Origin of the sequence: Dietzia timorensis (genome assembly GCF_020742175.1) — a bacterium.
In the GTDB taxonomy this organism is placed as follows: Bacteria; Actinomycetota; Actinomycetes; order Mycobacteriales; family Mycobacteriaceae; genus Dietzia; species Dietzia timorensis_A.
Window position 1 is genome coordinate 20,210 of record NZ_DYXM01000006.1, and the last position, 16,575, is coordinate 36,784.

Genomic DNA, 16,575 nt, shown 5'->3' on the forward strand with positions numbered 1-16,575 from the left:
CCGGCACGTCGGTCGCGTCATCGGGGTTCACCCCGAAATTCCCGCCCCCGCGGAGTCTCTATTCGCCCCAGAACACCTTGTCGACCGCTTTGTGCCCGATGCGGGTGACGCGCATGTACTCATTGATGAACTCCGCGGTATCGAGCGCCGCCTCTTTGCCCGAGCAGATCTGGGCGACGCCCGCGACGACCTTGCCGCTCGTCGGCAGCTCGTCGGTCGGTTTGCCGCGCACGAGCACAAGCGCGTTGCGCACGCGCGCCGCCATCGTCCATGAGGCGCGCAGGTCCTCGGCGTCGGACTCCGAGACGAGCTCGGCAGATGCCGCCGCGGCGAGCGCTTCGAGAGTCGAGGTCGTATGTAGCCCTTCCACCTGCGACGCTGATTGCATCGTGAGTAGCTGGACGGTCCACTCGACGTCGGCTAGGCCGCCGCGGCCTAGCTTCGTGTGCGTCGACCGGTTCGCGCCTCGCGGCAGCCGCTCCGTGTCGACGCGTGCTTTCATGCGCCGAATGGCGAGCACCGATTTCTCCGGCATCCCGTCCGCGGGGTAGCGGAATTCGTCGATCATGTGGAGGTAGTCGATGGCCAGGTCCGTGTCCCCGGCGCACACCGAGGCGCGCAACAGCGACTGCAGCTCCCATATCTCGGCCCACTTCTCGTAGTAGGCGCGGTACGAGCCGAGCGTCCGCACGAGCGGCCCGCTGCGCCCCTCGGGGCGCAGATCCGCGTCGACCTCGAGCGGCGGATCCGAGGAGGGGGTGCCCAGCAGTTTGCGCATGCTCTCGCACACCGACGTCGCCCATTTGATGGCGACCTCGTCCTCGACACCCTCAGCCGCGCGACACACGAAAAGAACATCCGCGTCCGATCCGTAGCTTTGCTCGCGCCCGCCGAGCCGTCCCATCGAGATCACAGCGACCTCGGCCGGCGCTTTCCCGTCCTCGGGAAGGGCATTGTTAATGACGGCGGAGAGCGCTGCCTCGATGACGGAATTCCATAGCGACGTGAGCCGCTCGCCAACGTCTTCGACGTCGAGCATCCCGAGGATATCGGCGCACCCGATCCGGGCGAGCTCCGCGCGGCGCAGCGAGCGCGCGGTCGAGATGACCTTCTCCGGGGTGGAATGTCGCGCCGCCGACGCGGTGAGTGCGCGGGCGATCGTCTGAGCGTCGGACGCGAGAAGCTTCGGCCCCTCGGCGCCGTCCGCAAGGTCGAGGATTACGTTGGGTGCGCGCTGCAGAAGCTCGCGCACGAAGGCGGAATTCCCGAGGACGGTCATCAGGCGTTTGCCTGCGACATGGTCGTCGCGGAGCAGGCGTAGGTACCACGACAGTTCCTGGTGTTCCTCGCTGATCTTGCGGTAGGCAAGCAGCCCGGCATCCGGATCGGCGGTCTCCGAGAGCCATTCCATCAATGTCGGCAGGATGAGCGACTGGATCCTGCCCCGACGCTTGGAGCTACCGATAAGCGCGCGCAGGTGTCCGACTGCGTTGCGCGGCGAGCCGAAGCCGAGTGCGGCGAGCTGGCGCTCCATCGCCTCCGAGGACAGCGACAGCGCCTCGGCGTCATAGGCCGCGATGGAATCGAGCAGCGGACGGTAGAAAAGCTTTTCGTGGAGACGACGGACGCGCGAGCGCAGCACACGTAACCGTTCGGCGAGCATGCCCGGTGCATCGCGCATCCCCTCGGCACGAATACCCGCCGCGCGGGCGAGCCACCGGTAGCCCTCTTCGTCCCCGAGCTCCGGGAGTAGATGCGTGCGCTTGACGCGCTGGAGCTGGAGACGGTGTTCGAGCAGGCGGAGGAACTCGTAGGCGTCGATGAGTTTGCCCGTGTCCGCGCGAGCCACGTACCCGCCGTCGACGAGCCGCACGAGCGCTTCGACGGTATTTTGAACGCGCAACGTCTCGTCGCCTCGGCCGTGCACCATCTGCAGTAGCTGCACGGCGAACTCGACGTCACGAAGTCCGCCGCGGCCGAGTTTGAGCTCGCGGTCGAGCAGCTCGTTCGGCACGTTCTCCTCGACCCGTCGGCGCATGCGCTGCACGTCATGGACGAAGTCCTCGCGCTCGGACGCCGTCCACACCATCGGGCCGACCGCCTCGACGTAGGAGTGCGCGAGATCCATATCCCCGGTCATCGGCCTGGCCTTGAGGAGCGCCTGGAACTCCCAGGTCTTCGCCCAACGTTTGTAGTAGGCGACGTGCGAGTCGAGGGTGCGGACCAACTCGCCGCGCTTGCCCTCGGGGCGGAGCGCGGCATCGACCTCGAAAAACGCCATCGAACCGATGCGCATCATCTCGCCGGCGACGCGAGCGGTCTTGGGGTCTGCGGGGTCCGAGACGAAAACGACGTCGACATCGGAGATGTAATTGAGCTCTCGGGCCCCGCATTTGCCCATCGCGATGACACCGAGTCGGCTGGTAATCTCGTCCTCACCGAACACGTTCGTCATGCCCACCGCCAGCGCGGCGGTGAGGGCTGCGTCGGCAAGGTCGGACAACGCGAGCACGACGTCGCCGAACGGAACGGGCCGCTCGGTCTGGATGACCGAACCGGCGAGATCATGCGCGGCGATGACCAGGAGCTGGTCGCGGTAGGCGACGCGCAGCGGGTTGACGGCGGCCGCGCCGTGAATGCCGGCCCTGTACGTGCCGGCCGAGGTCAAATCGTCGCTCGCCGTGTTGCGGACGGCTCCGGAATCGTCGGTCTCCGACGTCACACGTGCCGGTCGGGCGTCCACCGAAGACAACAGGCCGGCAAAGAAGTCCTCCCGAACAGGGAACTCGCGCTGCAGATGGGGCCACTTGTGCGGGTCGGCGACAAGATGGTCGCCGAGCGTCGTGGACGAACCGGTGAGCGAGAACAGCCGCGCCCGCAGAGTCTCGTCGGAGTGGAGCGCGGCGTCGAGGTCCTTCCACGCGGTGCCGGAGGGCAGATCGGTGCGCTCGTCGAGGGATTCCTTGAGGCGGGAAATGGTCGTCAGCGCGAGGTCCGCATCGGGCGCCCGTGACAGCGAGCGCAGCACGTCGATCGACTGCTCGGTGGTCCAGCCGAGGTCGGCGAGCTTCGCGCTCGCGCCCTCGCCGACGAGGCCGAGCCGCCCCGGGCTCGGCACGACGGGACGATTATTGTCGGCGGCGTGCGCGGGTCGGATCACAGCGGCAGGTAGCTTCTCAGCTCGAACGGGGTGACGTGGGCGCGGTAGTCGTTCCACTCTCTACGTTTGTTGCGGAGGAAGAAGTCGTAGACGTGCTCGCCGAGCGCCTCGGCGACGAGCTCGGAATTCTCCATCTCGTCGAGGGCCTGTTCGAGGCTGCCGGGCAGGTCACGGTAGCCAAGTGCGCGCCGCTCGGAACGCGACATCGTCCACACGTCGTCCTCGGACTCGGGTGGCAGCTCGTAGCCCTCCTCGACGCCCTTGAGGCCGGCGGCGAACATCACTGCGAACGCGAGGTACGGGTTGCATGCCGAATCGGGGCTGCGCACCTCGATGCGCCTCGAGGACGCCTTGTCCGGGGTGTACATCGGCAGGCGCACGAGCGCCGAGCGATTCGCGCGACCCCACGTCGCCGAGGTGGGCGCCTCTCCCCCGCCGATGAGCCGCTTGTACGAGTTGACCCACTGGTTGGTGACCGCGGAGAACTCCGGCGCGTGCTGCAGGATGCCGGCAACGAACGACTTGCCGGTGGCGGACATCTGGTACGGGTCGTCAGGATCGTGGAAGGCGTTGTTATCGCCCTCGAACAGCGACATGTGCGTGTGCATCGCCGAGCCCGGGTGGTCCTTGAACGGCTTCGGCATGAAGGTCGCACGCACGCCGTTCTGCATCGCCACCTCCTTGACGAGGTAGCGGAAGGTCATGATGTTGTCCGCCATCGACAGCGCGTCGGCGTAGCGCAGGTCGATCTCCTGCTGCCCTGGCGCACCCTCGTGGTGGGAGAACTCCACGGAGATACCCATCGCCTCGAGCGACTCGATGGCGTGACGACGGAAATGCGGGGCGTGCTCGTGCACGGCCTGATCGAAGTAGCCGCCGTTATCGGCGGGCTCCGGCTCGTGACCGTCGGTGTCGAGATTGCGGACGAGGAAGAACTCGATTTCGGGGTGCACGTAGCACGCGAATCCCAGGTCGGCGGCCTTGCTCAATTGACGGCGGAGCACCTGCCGGGGATCGGCGAAGCTCGGCGAGCCGTCCGGGTTGGCGATATCGCAGAAGATGCGCGCGGAGTGCTGTCCGCCGTCGTCGTGCGCCCAGGGCAGCACCTGAAACGTCGACGGGTCCGGCCGCGCGACCGTGTCCGCCTCCGATACCCGGGAAAAGCCCTCGATCGAAGAACCATCGAAGCCGATGCCCTCGTTGAACGCGCCTTCGAGTTCCGCCGGCGCCAGCGCGACGGACTTGAGCGTGCCCGTGATGTCGGTAAACCACAGCCGGACGAACCGAATATCACGTTCTTCCAGCGTCCTGAGCACAAATTCCTGCTGACGGTTCATGTGTTCACCTTAAGCCTTCGGTGTTTCCTCCGTGTTAAATCGGTACCCGCCCACGCGACTTCACGTGCGGGTCAAGGCCGGTTACGGTCGCGGCCCGCCGGGTGGCAGGATATGGGCAAGGCCTTTTCCGCCCGTTAATGACGACGGGCGTGGGTGAACTTCGTGAAAAGGGAGCGTGCTTGTCACTATGTACGGCGATTCGGGCACTTCGGCCCAGGACGGCGAAAACCAGAGCGCACCGGGGCTGACGAAGGTCACGCGGGTCCATCACGTGGCCCAGTGGAAGGCAGAGGGGCGCAAGTTCGCGATGCTCACCGCCTACGACTATTCGACGGCCAAGGTCTTCGAGCAGGCGGGCATCCCGATCCTGCTCGTCGGCGATTCCGCGGCGAACACGATGTACGGCTACGACTCGACCGTGCCCGTCACGGTCGACGAGATGGCGCCGCTGGTTCGGGCCGTCACGCGCGGCGCCCCGAAGGCGCTCGTCGTCGCCGACCTCGTCTTCGGCTCCTACGAGGCGTCCCCGCAGCAGGCCGTCGAGGCGGCCGCGGAGATGATGAAGCGCGGCAACTGCCATGCTGTCAAGCTCGAGGGCGGCGTCAATATCGCCGAGCACATCCGCGCGATCACGAACGCCGGTATCCCGGTCATGGCGCACATCGGTTTCACCCCGCAGTCGGTCAACGGTCTCGGCGGTTTCCGCGTGCAGGGCCGCGGCGAATCCGCCGAGCGGCTCCGGGCCGATGCGCGCGCCGTGCAGGAAGCCGGCGCGTTCTCGGTGGTCATGGAAATGGTGCCGGCCGACATCGCCGGGGAGATCACCCGCGAGTTGCAGATCGCCACAATCGGGATCGGCGCCGGCAACGAATGCGACGGCCAGGTGCTCGTGTGGCAGGACTTCGCCGGGATGACGACGGGCCGCACGGCCAAGTTCGTCAAGCGGTACGCCGAGCTCGCCGACGAGCTGCGCGCAGCCGCGGTCCAGTATGCGACGGAGGTCGCCGACGGCTCCTTCCCCGACGCAGATCACAGTTTCTAGGAGATTTCGCGTGTCCGAGTTGCGCACCCCGTACCCGGCGATCGAGCCCTTCGACACGGGGATGCTGCCCGTGTCCGACGGCAACGAGCTCTACTACGAACAGGTCGGCAATCCGGAAGGCAAGCCCGTCGTGTTCATCCACGGCGGGCCGGGCGGCGGGTGCCAGCCCGAGCACCGCCGCATGTTCGACCCCGCCGCCTACCGCATCGTGCTGTTCGACCAGCGCGGTTGCGGGCGGTCCACGCCGCATATCGCCGACGGCGCGGACCTGGAGCACAACACGACATGGAACCTCGTCGACGATATCGAGGTCCTACGCAGCCGCCTGGGGATCGAGGCGTGGCAGGTCTTCGGCGGGTCCTGGGGTTCCACACTCGGCCTCGCCTACGCGCAGACCCACCCCGACCGGGTCACCGAGATCGTGCTCCGCGGCATCTTCCTGTGCCGTCCCCTCGAGATCGACTGGTTCTATCGCGGCGGGGCCGCGCACCTGTTCCCCGACGAGTGGGAGGGCTACCTCTCCGTGTTGGGTCCGGAGGCGCGCGGGGATGGCCTGCGCACCTTCGCAGCTCCGGGATTCGATCACGTCGCCAGGTACCACGAGCTGTTGGAGTCGAACGATCCGGCGGTGGCGCTCGAGGCCGCGCACGCGTGGACAACGTGGGAAAAGAACACCTCGCACCTGGTCAACCATCCCGACGACGACGGCGGCGACGCCGCGGGCGCCGATCCCGCCGAGGCGGACCGATTCGCCCTCGCGTTCGCGCGGATCGAGAACCACTACTTCTTCCACGACGCTTTCCTCGCCGACCGTCCGCTGCTCGACGGGATGGACGCGATCGCTCACATCCCGGGTGTCATCGTGCACGGCCGATACGACGTGGTGTGCCCGGTGACCAACGCGTTCGAGCTCGCCGCCAGGTGGCCCGCCGCCGAGCTTCACGTCTCCCCCGAGGCCGGCCACGCCATGGCCGAGCCCATGACCACCCACCACTTGTTGACGGCGACGGACCGCTTCCGCCAGAACGCCTGACCTCGCGCGGCTCACTGCGTCCGCCCGCGCGAGGTGAGGCGCGGATCGAGGGGCCTGGGACGGGAGAAAAGCTGGTAATAGTGGGTGCATGACACCCGGCACGCACTGGGAAGTGGAGTCCACTTTCGACGTTTCGACCAGCGCCGATGTCCCCGACCTGACTCTCGGCGGGGAACTAGACGCGCGGGCGGAGCAGGTCCACCACCTTTCCGCCACCTACTACGACGCAGAAGATCTGCGGCTCACCAGGGCAAAGATCACAGTCCGCCGCCGCACCGGCGGAAAGGACGACGGCTGGCACGTCAAGCTGCCCGCCGTGGAAACCTCCGCCGGTTCCACCGGGCGCACCGAACTAACATTTCCACTCACCGATTCGGCGGACGTTCCCGACGAGGTCCGCACCGCGGTGTGGGGATACGCGCGCCACGATGAGCTGATCCCCATCGCGCGCATCGACAACGAGCGGCACGAAACCGTGGTCGAGCGTGGCGGCTCGGCGATCGTCGAATTCTGCGACGACCATGTCCGCGGTACCCGGCTGCGGGACGGCGCGGCGATCTCGTGGCGCGAATGGGAGCTCGAGCTCGTCGACTCCGAACGCGGCGGCTCCGTCGATGTCCTGTCCCGACTCTCGGCCGCATGCCTCGACGCCGGCGCGAGCGCGTCACCGCTCGCGTCGAAGCTCGCCAAAACGATCGGCCCCGTAGATGACGTCGCAGCTCCGGCGTCATCGGCGGTGGCTTCCATGCTCCGTGCCGATGTCGATAAATTGCTGTCCGGGGACGCCGGGGCGCGCCTCGGCCTGGAGGTCGGCATCCACGCGATGCGCACTTCTGCGCGCAACCTGCAGACGACTCTCAACGCGCACGCGAAGGAGCTGCGTGCGGCCGGCGAGGCGATCAACGCCGGACGCCCGGGAAGCCACGGCGTCGAAATCTCCTCGCTCGAACGCGAACTCAATGAACTCATCCGGATGCTCGGAAAATCGCGAGACGTGCAGGTAGTGCGCGCGCGATTGCACGAGGTCTCCGACGGCTACCCTCGCGATCTCGTCCCCGACTCGGTGCGCGATCGGATCTTCTCCGAACTCGACCGCGAAGAGCAACGCACCGCGAAGCGGGTGACGATGGGCCTGGAGAATCCGCGCTACCTGGCGCTGCTCGACTCACTCGACGACGTGATCGAGGCCGCGGGTGAGATGGAGACGCCGACTGATGCACAGCGCGTCCGCTCGGGGCGGCCGAAGGAGATCATTTCGTCCGGGAAGAAGGGGCTCGGCAAGGGGAAACCAGGGGCTCCGACGTCGGACCTGGTGGTCCAGGGCGCGCAGCGGCAGTTCAAGCGTTTCGACAAGGCGCGAGCCCGGGTCGAGGACGAACTCGACTCGCTGAACCTGACGCTGGCGCAGCGCGAGGAGCTCACCCATACCCTGCGCAAACGGAATAAGGCGCTGCGTCGGACGGCGGCCTCGATCAGCTCGAAGGAGATGCCGCAGGTGGTGTCTCTGCGCTCGGCGAGCGAGCGGCTGCACGACGTGCTCGGCGACGTGCAGGATTCGGTGACGGCGCGGCAGTGGATCCGGCGGATCTCGCGGCGCGCGGAGGCCGCGGGAGAACCGACGTTCGGATTCGGGGTGCTCTTCGAGCACGAGCGGTTCTCGTCCGAGCGCGCGCTCGAGGGCTTCGCCGACGAGGCGGCGACAGTGTCCGCGGCATTCAAGGAAATGCAGGACTCGCAACGCAAGCTCCGCGCCGCGAGGAAGGCGAAGTCCCCGAAGAAGGGCAAAGACAAGAAATAGCCCAGCGGGACGTGCCCGCCGGGCGGTGCGCTAGTCCTCAGTCCTCGTCCTCGTCCCACTGCTTATTGCGCTCCTTCGCCGTCTCGAGGGCGTGAGCAGCGGCCTCGCGGGTCGGGTACGGCCCCATGCGGTCGATGTACCCTTCCTGCTTGCCCTGGACGACCTCGCCGGTCTTGGTGTTGTAGTACCACTCGGTGCTGTTGTCGTTGCCGTTGTCAGCCATGAGATGTGACTCCCTAATGTGCGCGGTCGGTCGGTTCTGCGATTGATCTCCCTGTCGAGGGTAGACGGGTTGGCAGGTGCTAGGTGAAGAAGAAGCGGACGACGTGGAAGAACACCGGGGCCGCGAAGACGAGCGAATCGAGTCGGTCCATGATTCCGCCGTGCCCGGGGATGATCGAACCGAAGTCCTTGACCCCGCGGTCGCGCTTGATCGAGGACATGACCAGACCGCCGAAAAAGCCCATGAGGCAGGACACGAACGAAATGGCGGCGGCCTGCCAGGGCGCGAACGGCGTGATCCACCACAGCGCCGTGCCGAGAGCGGTAGCCGAAAGCACTCCGCCGACGAAGCCCTCCCACGTCTTGTTCGGACTCACCGACGGCGCTATCGGGTGGCGGCCGAGGGTCTTGCCCCAGATGTATTGGAGCACGTCCGAGCCCTGGACGACGATGAATAGGAACAGCAGCAGTTGGGCGCCGGCCGCGCCGCCGGATCCTGCGGGCGCGTATTCGGCGAACTCTCGACCGTGCTCGATTGCGGTCGGCAGGTTGAGCACCGCGACGGTGTAGCTGACCGCGTACACGCACACCATGAGCGCCCACTGGGTGACCGCGGTGCGTTGCAGGAACTTCTTCGTCTCGCCCGCGAGCGCGCTTCGCGTGGGCAGGAAGAGGAAGGCGTAGACCGGGATGAACACGGCGAACATGCCGTACCAGTGCTGCCAGACGAAGAAATAGTGCAGCGGGGTGATGATGAAGAACACCCACACGAGAGTCTTGTGGTCTTTGCGATGCGTGGGTGAGATGGTGATGAATTCGCGAAGGCCGAGCCAGGACAGCAGCAAGAACGCGAACACGGCGACGGTCTCCCCCGCGAGCAACGCGACGGCGATACCCGTGATCATGAACCACCACGCGGCGATGCGTTGGGTGAGGTTGGAGAGCAGGCCGGCGTTCTTCGCGCGGTCCAGCACTGCGTACAGCACCGCCGTCACCACCGAGGCGAGAACAAGTACGCCGTAGACCCCGCCGAGCAAAAGCCCTGTGCGCGCGTCGACTAGACCGATCATCGCTTGTCCTCCCGAGAGCCGTGCCCGGAGTCCGCGCCCGGTTCGGGCTCGTCATCGATGTCCGGGTCGAGGTTGCGCAGGGATCTATTGATGATCGCCGTGGCACGCTCGAGGAACTCGTCCTTTGATTCCCCCTCGCCTGTCCTGATCGGCTCGTGGAACCGGACCGTGGACAGGTGCGGGACCGGGATCTTCTCCCCTTTCGGCAGGATCCTGCCGAGGTTCGCAAGCGCGACGGGAATGACGGGGATCTCGGGGTTCCTTCGAGCGAGGTGGTAGAGGCCCGCCTGGAACCGCGCGAGCTTCTCCCCGGTCCCCCGGGTGCCCTCGGGGAAAATGATGAGAGAGTCTCCCGCCGTAAGGACTTCGTTCATCCCGTCGATTTGGCTGGAGGAACGTTGCGCCCTGTCTCGACCTTGCGGGGCATCCCTGCCGCGCGCTCCCGAGCCGCCGCGCTCGACGAGGTAGGCGTTGAAGAACCCCTCCGCGGCAGCACGCTTGATCCCACTCGACCAGTAGTCGGCCGCCGCAACCGGGCGCACCCTGTTGCGCAATCGCGGCGGCAACGACGCCCACAGCGTGACGAAATCGAGGTGACTCGAGTGATTGGCGTAGAAAATTGCCTGGCGTGGCAGGTCGACAGTCGAACCGTCGCGGACCTCGCCGTGCGAGACGAACTCGGGTTTCGCCCCTGCGATCGCGGCGACCGCCGCTGCGACGACCGTTCGGGCGCCAGACATCGCGAGTCTGGATGCGCGCGAGTGTGCCTCTCTCATGCGGATTCTCCCTCCGCCGTCATACGCCGTGCCACGAGCCGCAGCCTGACGATGACCGTGGCCGCCGAGCCGGCCACGACCACGACGAGCGCGACGGCGAACACCGTGCCCTCCGCCAGCGGCGTGAGCGGCTCCGCAAGCGAGACCAGCGCTGCGGCCACCATCACCCACATGCGTGCCGGCTTGGCCATCGGCCCCTGGAAGAAGTTGCCGGTGCCGTTCGCCGCGCCGAGGCTTCGCACGTACGCGGTGAGGACGGCGGCGAGCGCCGTAGCCCACCCGAGGGCGACTCCTACATCGGTAGAGCCGATGGTCCACGCACCGGCGGTCGCGTAGCCGGCCGCGGCGAAGACGAATACGTCGGACAGCCTGTCGGGCACCTCGTTGTAGAGATCTCCCACCGGCGAGTGCATGCCCTTCTCTACCGCCAGCATCCCGTCGAGCATGTTCGCGAGCAGGCGCAGCGGCAACAGCAACGCGACGGCCACGAGCAAAATGGACCGCACCGGCGTGCCGACATGTGCGGACGCGACGAGCAGCGCCGCCGCGAGCGCGGCAAAGACCACCGAGAGCACCGAGATCTGGTTGGGGGTGAGCCCGGCGCCTGCCATCGCGTCTGCCGCGCGCGCAGCCCAGCCGGTGCTGCGCTGCGGGATGTCTCGCCGTCGAGTGCCGTGCGGGATCGCTCCCGCGCCCTCGACTGATTCCGGTCCCGACATATGGTCCCCTTCCCCGTTGCGAATGAGACTCGCGGCCGTGCTCGATGCCTCACACTGTATAAAGTTCCGGTCCGCGCCGGGCGCTTCTCGCCGCGGCCACGATCGTGAGAGGGAACTTTCCGCCGAAATGTTCCATCACACATAGGCACGGGAATTGGGTTTTGACGCCGACGTCACTCGAAAGCAGGAGGAGGGCCGATGGGCGCACGATTGGATCATGCGGTGGCAGCCGGATGGGGGTTCGCCGAGGCGACCGCCTTCTTTATCGTCCCGGACGTGTGGCTGAGCAAGGTCGCGCTGCGCCACCCTCGCAGGGCGATGGAGGCCACGCTGTCTGCGCTCGGCGGCGCGCTCGTCGGCGGCGTGCTCACCTACCGTTGGGGCGCGAAAGTCCCGGCGGAGGAGAGTTCCGCGATGCTGCAGCGGCTGCCGGCGATCAGCGAGACGATGATCACCAACGCCGAGCGGGACCTCGTCGCGAAAGGCGATCTCGCAGTGCTCGTCGGCCCGACCAAGGGAGTCCCATACAAGATTTTCGCCCGTACCTCGGGTCTCCAGGGCCGGTCGCTCCCGGCGTTTCTCGCCTGGTCCGTGCCGGCGCGGATGACCCGGTTCGTTCTCGTCCCGGGCGCGAGCCACCTGGCCCACGTGGCCGGAAAGAATCTCTTCCCGCGCCAGATCTCCTGGCTCGCGCCGACCGTGTATTGGGGAGGTTGGACTGCGTTCTATGTGTGGTATTTCCGCACAGTCGGCCGCGACTAACTCGCTGCGCCGGCGCCGGGCGCGGCCTGAGCCGGCGCATGTGCCGTGAACTCGACCCGGCGGGACTCCCGGTCGGCTACCGCGACGTACACCGTCGCCGTCGTCCCCTCCGACACGGGCCCGGTGCACGACGCGAAGACCGGAGGTTGCGCGAGGAACACCTCCCCTGGCCGTTCCTTGGCTTCAGGTGTCTTCGGTTCCGTGCTCGAGCGCAGCACGTACACCGCCAGCGGAACACCGACGAACTCCTCGAGCGCGACTGCCTCGGCAAGGTCGACGCAGGCGCGGTCTACCGCAGACGCCGTGCGCGAGGTGCTGTTCATGATCTCCGGCAGTGCCCCCATCGCGCCGCGCACCCACTCGGGGATCTCGGTGCCCGCCGTCAGCGCCAGGCAGATTTCGGTAGCGAAGCGGTCGACCAGCCGGCGCAACGGCGCGGTGACGTGCGCGTAGGGTCCGCCGATCCCGGCGTGCTCGCGTTCTTCCGGTTCCTGCCCGTCGAACACGGCGTAGTCGGCGCCGCGCAGTGCCGCGGTGGAGGCTCGCATCATCGCAAGTCCGCGCGAATTGTTGACGTCGACGGAATCGAGGAACTCCCCGAGGGATTGTTCCTGCGGCCATTCGAGCTGCAGCGCCGCCGCGGTGCGCCGCAGATCCGACAGCGTGTCTTCGTCTGCGCGCGGCAGGGTGCGCAGCACGCCGCACCGACCCTCGAGCATGATCGCCGCCGCGCACCTGCCCACGAGGAGCGAGATCTGCGCATTCCACTCGTCGGCTTCGGTGCGCTGCTCGATGCGTAACTCCCAATGTCCGGCGCCGCCCTCGATGTCCTGGGCAGGGATCCGCAGGTTGACGGCGCCGGCGCGCACTCCCGCAGCCCGCAGTGCGCGCCCGGCGGCGGGAAGTTCGGCGATCGGTTCGGCGAGCGTGCCTTCGTCTGCGGCGGCCTGGACCTCGGCGTAGGTGAAGCGCTCGCGCGAGCGCACCGTAGCCCGACGCACGTCGGTGGACAGCACGCGCGCCTCCGCGTCGATCTCCACTCGCCACAGCACCGCGGCCCGAACCTCGCCTGGCAGCAGCGAGCCTGCGGACTCGCTGAGCTCGCGTGGATGCAGCGGCACGGATCCGTCCGGCAGGTAGATCGTCTGGCCGCGGCGCAGGGACTCCGCCTCCATCGCACCGCCTGGCGGGACCAGCGCCCCGACGTCGGCAATCGCGTAAAAGACGATCCATCCCCCGGCGGCGCGGGTTTCGATGCGCACCGCCTGGTCCAGGTCCATCGAGCCCGGCGGGTCGATAGTCACGAGGGCGAGTTCGGTGAGGTCCGCGCGCCCACCGGCGAAGAGGTCCCGCGCGGCGTCCGCCTCGGCGCGCACATCCTCGGGGAACGCATCGTCACCGGAGGGTGGCAGTTCGAACTCGCTCCTGATGGGAGCGAAATCCAGGTCGCGGGAGGTCATCCACATGCTCGTAATGATAGGCGCAGAACGCCTATGTCACGTGGGAAGAACGAGTCGGCCGATAAGCCGGATTTTGTGGCCCCCGCTTGAGCGAGGCGACGACCATCCATCTGGGTACACCGTCGCCGGGTACCTCAAGCAATCCACCCGCGCACTCGGGCGAGCAGCCCTCGAACATGCGCGCAGCCGCACCGTCGGGTGCGGCCTTCGATCTTGCTCCGGGCGGGGTTTACCGAGCCGCTGCGGTCACCCGCAGCGCTGGTGCGCTCTTACCGCACCGTTTCACCCTCACCGCCGTCCTCGAGGGGCGGCGGCGGTCTATTTTCTGTGGCACTATCCCGCGGGTCACCCCGGGTTGCCGTTAGCAACCGCCCTGCTCTTCGGAGTCCGGACTTTCCTCGACGCCGGCCTGCCGGCAGCTGCCGGCGGTTCCGAACGTCGCGGTCGTCTGGCCGACTCGTTCTGTGCAGAATTCTAAGGGCTTTGCACGCCGAATTGCATAACGGCCGGGCCGGCCTGCTAATCGAGCCCTTCGAGGTGTGCCGTGGAGTTGACCAGGTGCACGCTTGACTGCCCGTCGCTGTAGCGCCGTAATTCGGAGATTTGCGACAGGTCGAGGTGCAGGCGATAGGCGAATTCGGGTCCGCCCGCGAGTGCTTGCTGCAGCATCAGCTTGATGGGCGTGACGTGGCTGACGACCACGAGCGTCCCGCCCTCGGCCTGCTTCGCCCATGTCTCCACAGCAGGCAGCACGCGCGAGGCAACCTCGTCGAAAGACTCCCCGCCGGGCGCCGCGAGTGCCGGATTCCCCAGCCACGCCCGGTGGTGTTCGGGGTCTCGTTCGGCCGCCTCACTGAAGGTGAGCCCCTCCCATTCGCCGAAGTCCGTCTCGATGATTCCACGGTCGACCGACAGTCCTACACCCGTAGATTTTGCGAGCTGTGTGGCCGTGGCGAGGCACCGAGAAAGCGGTGAGGAAACGATCGCCCGAATGTCGCTGCCTCCGGCGTCATTGGTGGTCATTTTCCGGATGACGGCGGACGTCGCCTCCGCCTGGCGTTCACCTAAATCGGTGAGCGCCGGGTCGCCGTGGCCGGAAAAGCGCCGGTCGACCGACATCGGCGTCTGTCCATGACGAACGAGCAGGATCCTGGTCATCGACGCCGAACCGGCCACCCAGCCGGCCGAATGCCTGGTGCCCGATCCCTTCCCGGCGACCCCGGAACTCACTGCGTGCCCTTGGGGCGAACGAGGATCGCGCCGCATTCAGGACAGTGGATGACGGTAGTCGCCGGGGCGTCGTGGAACTCGGCGATCGTCGCGCGGTCGAGCTCCATCTGGCAGGCGCCGCAGCGGTGCGGATGCAGTTCGCCGGCCCCGGCGCCGCGCTCGGAGGCGATGCGCTCGTATTCGGCCATGAGCTCGGCGGAAACGTGCGCGGCCAGGTCGGCGCGGCGGCTCTGCGCGGATTCGAGGGAGGCGCCGACGTCGTGGATCGCGTGGAGCCGAGCGATCTCGGCGGTGGCGATCTTCGAATCGAGCTGGTCGAGCATTGCCCCGTGGTGAGCGACGTCGGCCTCTCCTGCCTCGCGCGCCGTTGTGAGATCCCCCAGCTGCGCCTTGAGTTCTTCGATGAGCCGGACGACCGCGCCCTTCTCGTGGGCGGCGTCGCGCCGCGCGGTCGCCGTCGGTAGCGAGGCCTCGTCCGTGGCCGCCGCCTCTGCCGCACGTTTGTCGAGGTCGGCAAGCTCGGAGAGCATCTTCTTGTGCGCACGTTCGGCGTCCTCGAGGCGGATGCGGGCGCGGGCCGCGCCGCCCGCCGCGGCGCGCCGCTGCTCGCGAAGCTCGTCGAGGCTCTCCTGCTCCGGCAGGTTCTTGTCCTTGTGCCGCAGCCCCGCGATTCGCGCGTCGAGTTCGGCGATTTCGACGAGATGACGTTGTTCGTCTATCGGTGCTTGCATCTGGTCTCCTCGACTACGTTGACGTGCGAAAGCCCTGGGGCCATCCCGAATCGAGATTACTTGGGGCTCTGCGCGTGGACGGTCCACGGGTCGGTTCGCCGGTCCAGGACCGTGGCCTCTACGCCCGCGTGGTCACGGAGTAGCCCGGCGGCCTGTGCGCACCACGGGAACTCGGCGGCCCAGTGGGGCACGTCTATCACTGCGGGCGGGCCGAGCCGCAGGTGCTCGTCCACCGGATGGTGGCGCAGATCGCCCGTGACGAACACGTCCGCCCCGGCCGCACGGGCCGCGCCCAACATGGAATCGCCGGCGCCCGAGCACACCGCTACGCGGCGGACGGGCATGTCGGGGTCGCCTGCCGCACGCAGGCCGCCGACCGTCGCAGGCAGCCGAGCGGCGAAATCGCGGGTCAGTTCCGCAAGCGTGCGAGGCACGGGGAGTTCGCACACCCTGCCGAGCCCCGCCGACGTGGTGTCCGCAGGGCCGACGGCGTGCGAGGAGAGGATGTCGTAGGCGGGAACCTCGTAGGGGTGCGACGCGAAGAGTGCGGCGCGGACCTTCTCCCGAATCGCCGCCGGCGCGATGAACTCGGCGTGGATCTCGGTGAGCTTCTCGGGCTCACCCACCGCGCCGATCGTCGGGTTCGTGCCGTCGCCCGGCAGAAATTGTCCCCGCCCGGAGTGTGTGAAGGCGCAACCGCTGTAACCGTCGAATTCCCCGGCACCAGCGGCGAACACTCCGTCGAGCACGGCGTCGATGTCGTCAGGTGGGCAGGTGAACATCCATTTGTCGACGGTGGACGACACCTGGGGCTTGAGCGGCACCCCGGCCGGGATCCCGAGAACCTCGCACAGCGCATCGTTGACGCCGGGCCGTGCCGAATCGGCATTGGTGTGCGCGGCGAACAGCGCACAGCCGGACGAGATGAGCCGGTGCACCAGCCTCCCCTTCGGGGTGTCGGCGGCGACGGAATTCACCCCGCGCATGAGTGGTGGGTGGTGGACGAGCAGCAGCGACGCGCCCGCGGCGATGGCATCGTCCACGATCTCGTCGGTCGCGTCCACCGCGATAGCCACCTTGCCGACGTGGTCGGCGGGATCGCCGGCGACGAGCCCGACGGCGTCCCAGGATTCGGCCAGGGCCGGAGGGTAGGCGTCCTCGAGCACGGCGATCACCTCGGCCAGCGTCGGGGCACTTTCCGCGCTCGCGCCGGTGGCCTTGTGTGCACCGTTCAT

At 67.6% G+C, this 16,575-nt stretch carries 14 protein-coding genes and 1 other RNA gene; 4 read left to right on the top strand and 11 right to left on the bottom strand.

The features are described from left to right. Positions 1-58: 58 nt before the first annotated feature. Both K8V11_RS00230 and glnA read right to left on the bottom strand, forming a co-directional pair. Positions 59-3,160 carry a bifunctional [glutamine synthetase] adenylyltransferase/[glutamine synthetase]-adenylyl-L-tyrosine phosphorylase gene (locus tag K8V11_RS00230; protein WP_303910091.1) on the bottom strand — a complete coding sequence of 1,034 codons (3,102 nt, stop codon included), beginning with the start codon at positions 3,158-3,160 and terminating at the stop codon, positions 59-61. Beyond that, a complete protein-coding gene (glnA, locus tag K8V11_RS00235) occupies positions 3,157-4,497 on the bottom strand; it encodes a type I glutamate--ammonia ligase (protein WP_303910093.1) in 1,341 nt (446 codons plus the stop codon). The genes K8V11_RS00230 and glnA overlap by 4 nt, the downstream gene beginning before the upstream one ends. A gap of 187 nt (positions 4,498-4,684) precedes the next feature. Between glnA and panB the strand changes: the two genes are divergently transcribed. The 3 genes from panB to K8V11_RS00250 all read left to right on the top strand — a co-directional run bounded on the left by panB (position 4,685) and on the right by K8V11_RS00250 (position 8,370). Then, positions 4,685-5,539 carry a 3-methyl-2-oxobutanoate hydroxymethyltransferase gene (panB, locus tag K8V11_RS00240; RefSeq protein WP_303910132.1) on the top strand — a complete coding sequence of 285 codons (855 nt, stop codon included), beginning with the start codon at positions 4,685-4,687 and terminating at the stop codon, positions 5,537-5,539. 19 nt (positions 5,540-5,558) lie between these two features. After that, positions 5,559-6,572, top strand: a complete 1,014-nt coding sequence (gene pip, locus K8V11_RS00245; RefSeq protein ID WP_303910134.1) for a prolyl aminopeptidase — start codon at positions 5,559-5,561, stop codon at positions 6,570-6,572. An 88-nt stretch (positions 6,573-6,660) separates the two neighbouring features. Then, positions 6,661-8,370: a CYTH and CHAD domain-containing protein gene (locus K8V11_RS00250; protein WP_303910095.1), complete on the top strand. Its 1,710-nt coding sequence runs from the start codon at positions 6,661-6,663 to the stop codon at positions 8,368-8,370. Positions 8,371-8,407: 37 nt separating this feature from the next. Here K8V11_RS00250 and K8V11_RS00255 read toward each other — a convergent pair whose 3' ends face one another. The 4 genes from K8V11_RS00255 to K8V11_RS00270 form a co-directional block, all read right to left on the bottom strand. Continuing rightward, on the bottom strand, positions 8,408-8,593 hold the full coding sequence (locus tag K8V11_RS00255; protein WP_303910097.1) for a hypothetical protein: 186 nt from the start codon (positions 8,591-8,593) through the stop codon (positions 8,408-8,410). A 79-nt stretch (positions 8,594-8,672) separates the two neighbouring features. Beyond that, entirely contained in the window at positions 8,673-9,662 is a 990-nt protein-coding gene (locus K8V11_RS00260; RefSeq protein ID WP_303910099.1) for a phosphatidate cytidylyltransferase, read from the bottom strand. Continuing rightward, on the bottom strand, positions 9,659-10,438 hold the full coding sequence (locus K8V11_RS00265) for a 1-acyl-sn-glycerol-3-phosphate acyltransferase (protein ID WP_303910102.1): 780 nt from the start codon (positions 10,436-10,438) through the stop codon (positions 9,659-9,661). Before K8V11_RS00265 ends, K8V11_RS00260 begins: the two co-directional genes overlap by 4 nt. Next, positions 10,435-11,157, bottom strand: a complete 723-nt coding sequence (locus K8V11_RS00270) for a CDP-alcohol phosphatidyltransferase family protein (protein ID WP_303910104.1) — start codon at positions 11,155-11,157, stop codon at positions 10,435-10,437. The genes K8V11_RS00265 and K8V11_RS00270 overlap by 4 nt, the downstream gene beginning before the upstream one ends. A gap of 198 nt (positions 11,158-11,355) precedes the next feature. Between K8V11_RS00270 and K8V11_RS00275 the strand changes: the two genes are divergently transcribed. Continuing rightward, positions 11,356-11,919 carry a hypothetical protein gene (locus tag K8V11_RS00275; RefSeq protein WP_303910106.1) on the top strand — a complete coding sequence of 188 codons (564 nt, stop codon included), beginning with the start codon at positions 11,356-11,358 and terminating at the stop codon, positions 11,917-11,919. Here the strand turns inward: K8V11_RS00275 and K8V11_RS00280 are convergent. From K8V11_RS00280 to K8V11_RS00300, 5 genes are all read right to left on the bottom strand, one after another. Next, on the bottom strand, positions 11,916-13,385 hold the full coding sequence (locus K8V11_RS00280) for an RNB domain-containing ribonuclease (protein WP_303910108.1): 1,470 nt from the start codon (positions 13,383-13,385) through the stop codon (positions 11,916-11,918). The two genes, K8V11_RS00275 and K8V11_RS00280, sit on opposite strands and share 4 nt — an antisense overlap. 40 nt (positions 13,386-13,425) lie before the next feature. Then, positions 13,426-13,839, bottom strand: an RNA gene (gene rnpB, locus K8V11_RS00285) — RNase P RNA component class A. 59 nt (positions 13,840-13,898) lie between these two features. Then, positions 13,899-14,609, bottom strand: coding sequence for a histidine phosphatase family protein (locus K8V11_RS00290; RefSeq protein WP_303910110.1), 711 nt, complete (start codon positions 14,607-14,609; stop codon positions 13,899-13,901). Beyond that, positions 14,606-15,340: a zinc ribbon domain-containing protein gene (locus tag K8V11_RS00295; RefSeq protein ID WP_303910112.1), complete on the bottom strand. Its 735-nt coding sequence runs from the start codon at positions 15,338-15,340 to the stop codon at positions 14,606-14,608. Before K8V11_RS00295 ends, K8V11_RS00290 begins: the two co-directional genes overlap by 4 nt. A 56-nt stretch (positions 15,341-15,396) precedes the next feature. Beyond that, complete coding sequence (locus K8V11_RS00300; protein ID WP_303910114.1) at positions 15,397-16,575, bottom strand: Nif3-like dinuclear metal center hexameric protein; 1,179 nt, start codon at positions 16,573-16,575, stop codon at positions 15,397-15,399.

Excerpts from the sequence above, each read along its gene's own strand:
- K8V11_RS00300 (WP_303910114.1), bottom strand. The coding sequence starts at position 16,575 with ATGAACGGTGCACACAAGGCCACCGGCGCGAGCGCGGAAAGTGCCCCG.
- K8V11_RS00270 (WP_303910104.1), bottom strand. The coding sequence starts at position 11,157 with ATGTCGGGACCGGAATCAGTCGAGGGCGCGGGAGCGATCCCGCACGGC.
- K8V11_RS00265 (WP_303910102.1), bottom strand. The coding sequence starts at position 10,438 with ATGAGAGAGGCACACTCGCGCGCATCCAGACTCGCGATGTCTGGCGCC.
- K8V11_RS00275 (WP_303910106.1), top strand. The coding sequence starts at position 11,356 with ATGGGCGCACGATTGGATCATGCGGTGGCAGCCGGATGGGGGTTCGCC.
- K8V11_RS00260 (WP_303910099.1), bottom strand. The coding sequence starts at position 9,662 with ATGATCGGTCTAGTCGACGCGCGCACAGGGCTTTTGCTCGGCGGGGTC.
- panB (WP_303910132.1), top strand. The coding sequence starts at position 4,685 with ATGTACGGCGATTCGGGCACTTCGGCCCAGGACGGCGAAAACCAGAGC.
- K8V11_RS00255 (WP_303910097.1), bottom strand. The coding sequence starts at position 8,593 with ATGGCTGACAACGGCAACGACAACAGCACCGAGTGGTACTACAACACC.
- glnA (WP_303910093.1), bottom strand. The coding sequence starts at position 4,497 with ATGAACCGTCAGCAGGAATTTGTGCTCAGGACGCTGGAAGAACGTGAT.
- K8V11_RS00250 (WP_303910095.1), top strand. The coding sequence starts at position 6,661 with ATGACACCCGGCACGCACTGGGAAGTGGAGTCCACTTTCGACGTTTCG.
- K8V11_RS00295 (WP_303910112.1), bottom strand. The coding sequence starts at position 15,340 with ATGCAAGCACCGATAGACGAACAACGTCATCTCGTCGAAATCGCCGAA.
- K8V11_RS00280 (WP_303910108.1), bottom strand. The coding sequence starts at position 13,385 with ATGTGGATGACCTCCCGCGACCTGGATTTCGCTCCCATCAGGAGCGAG.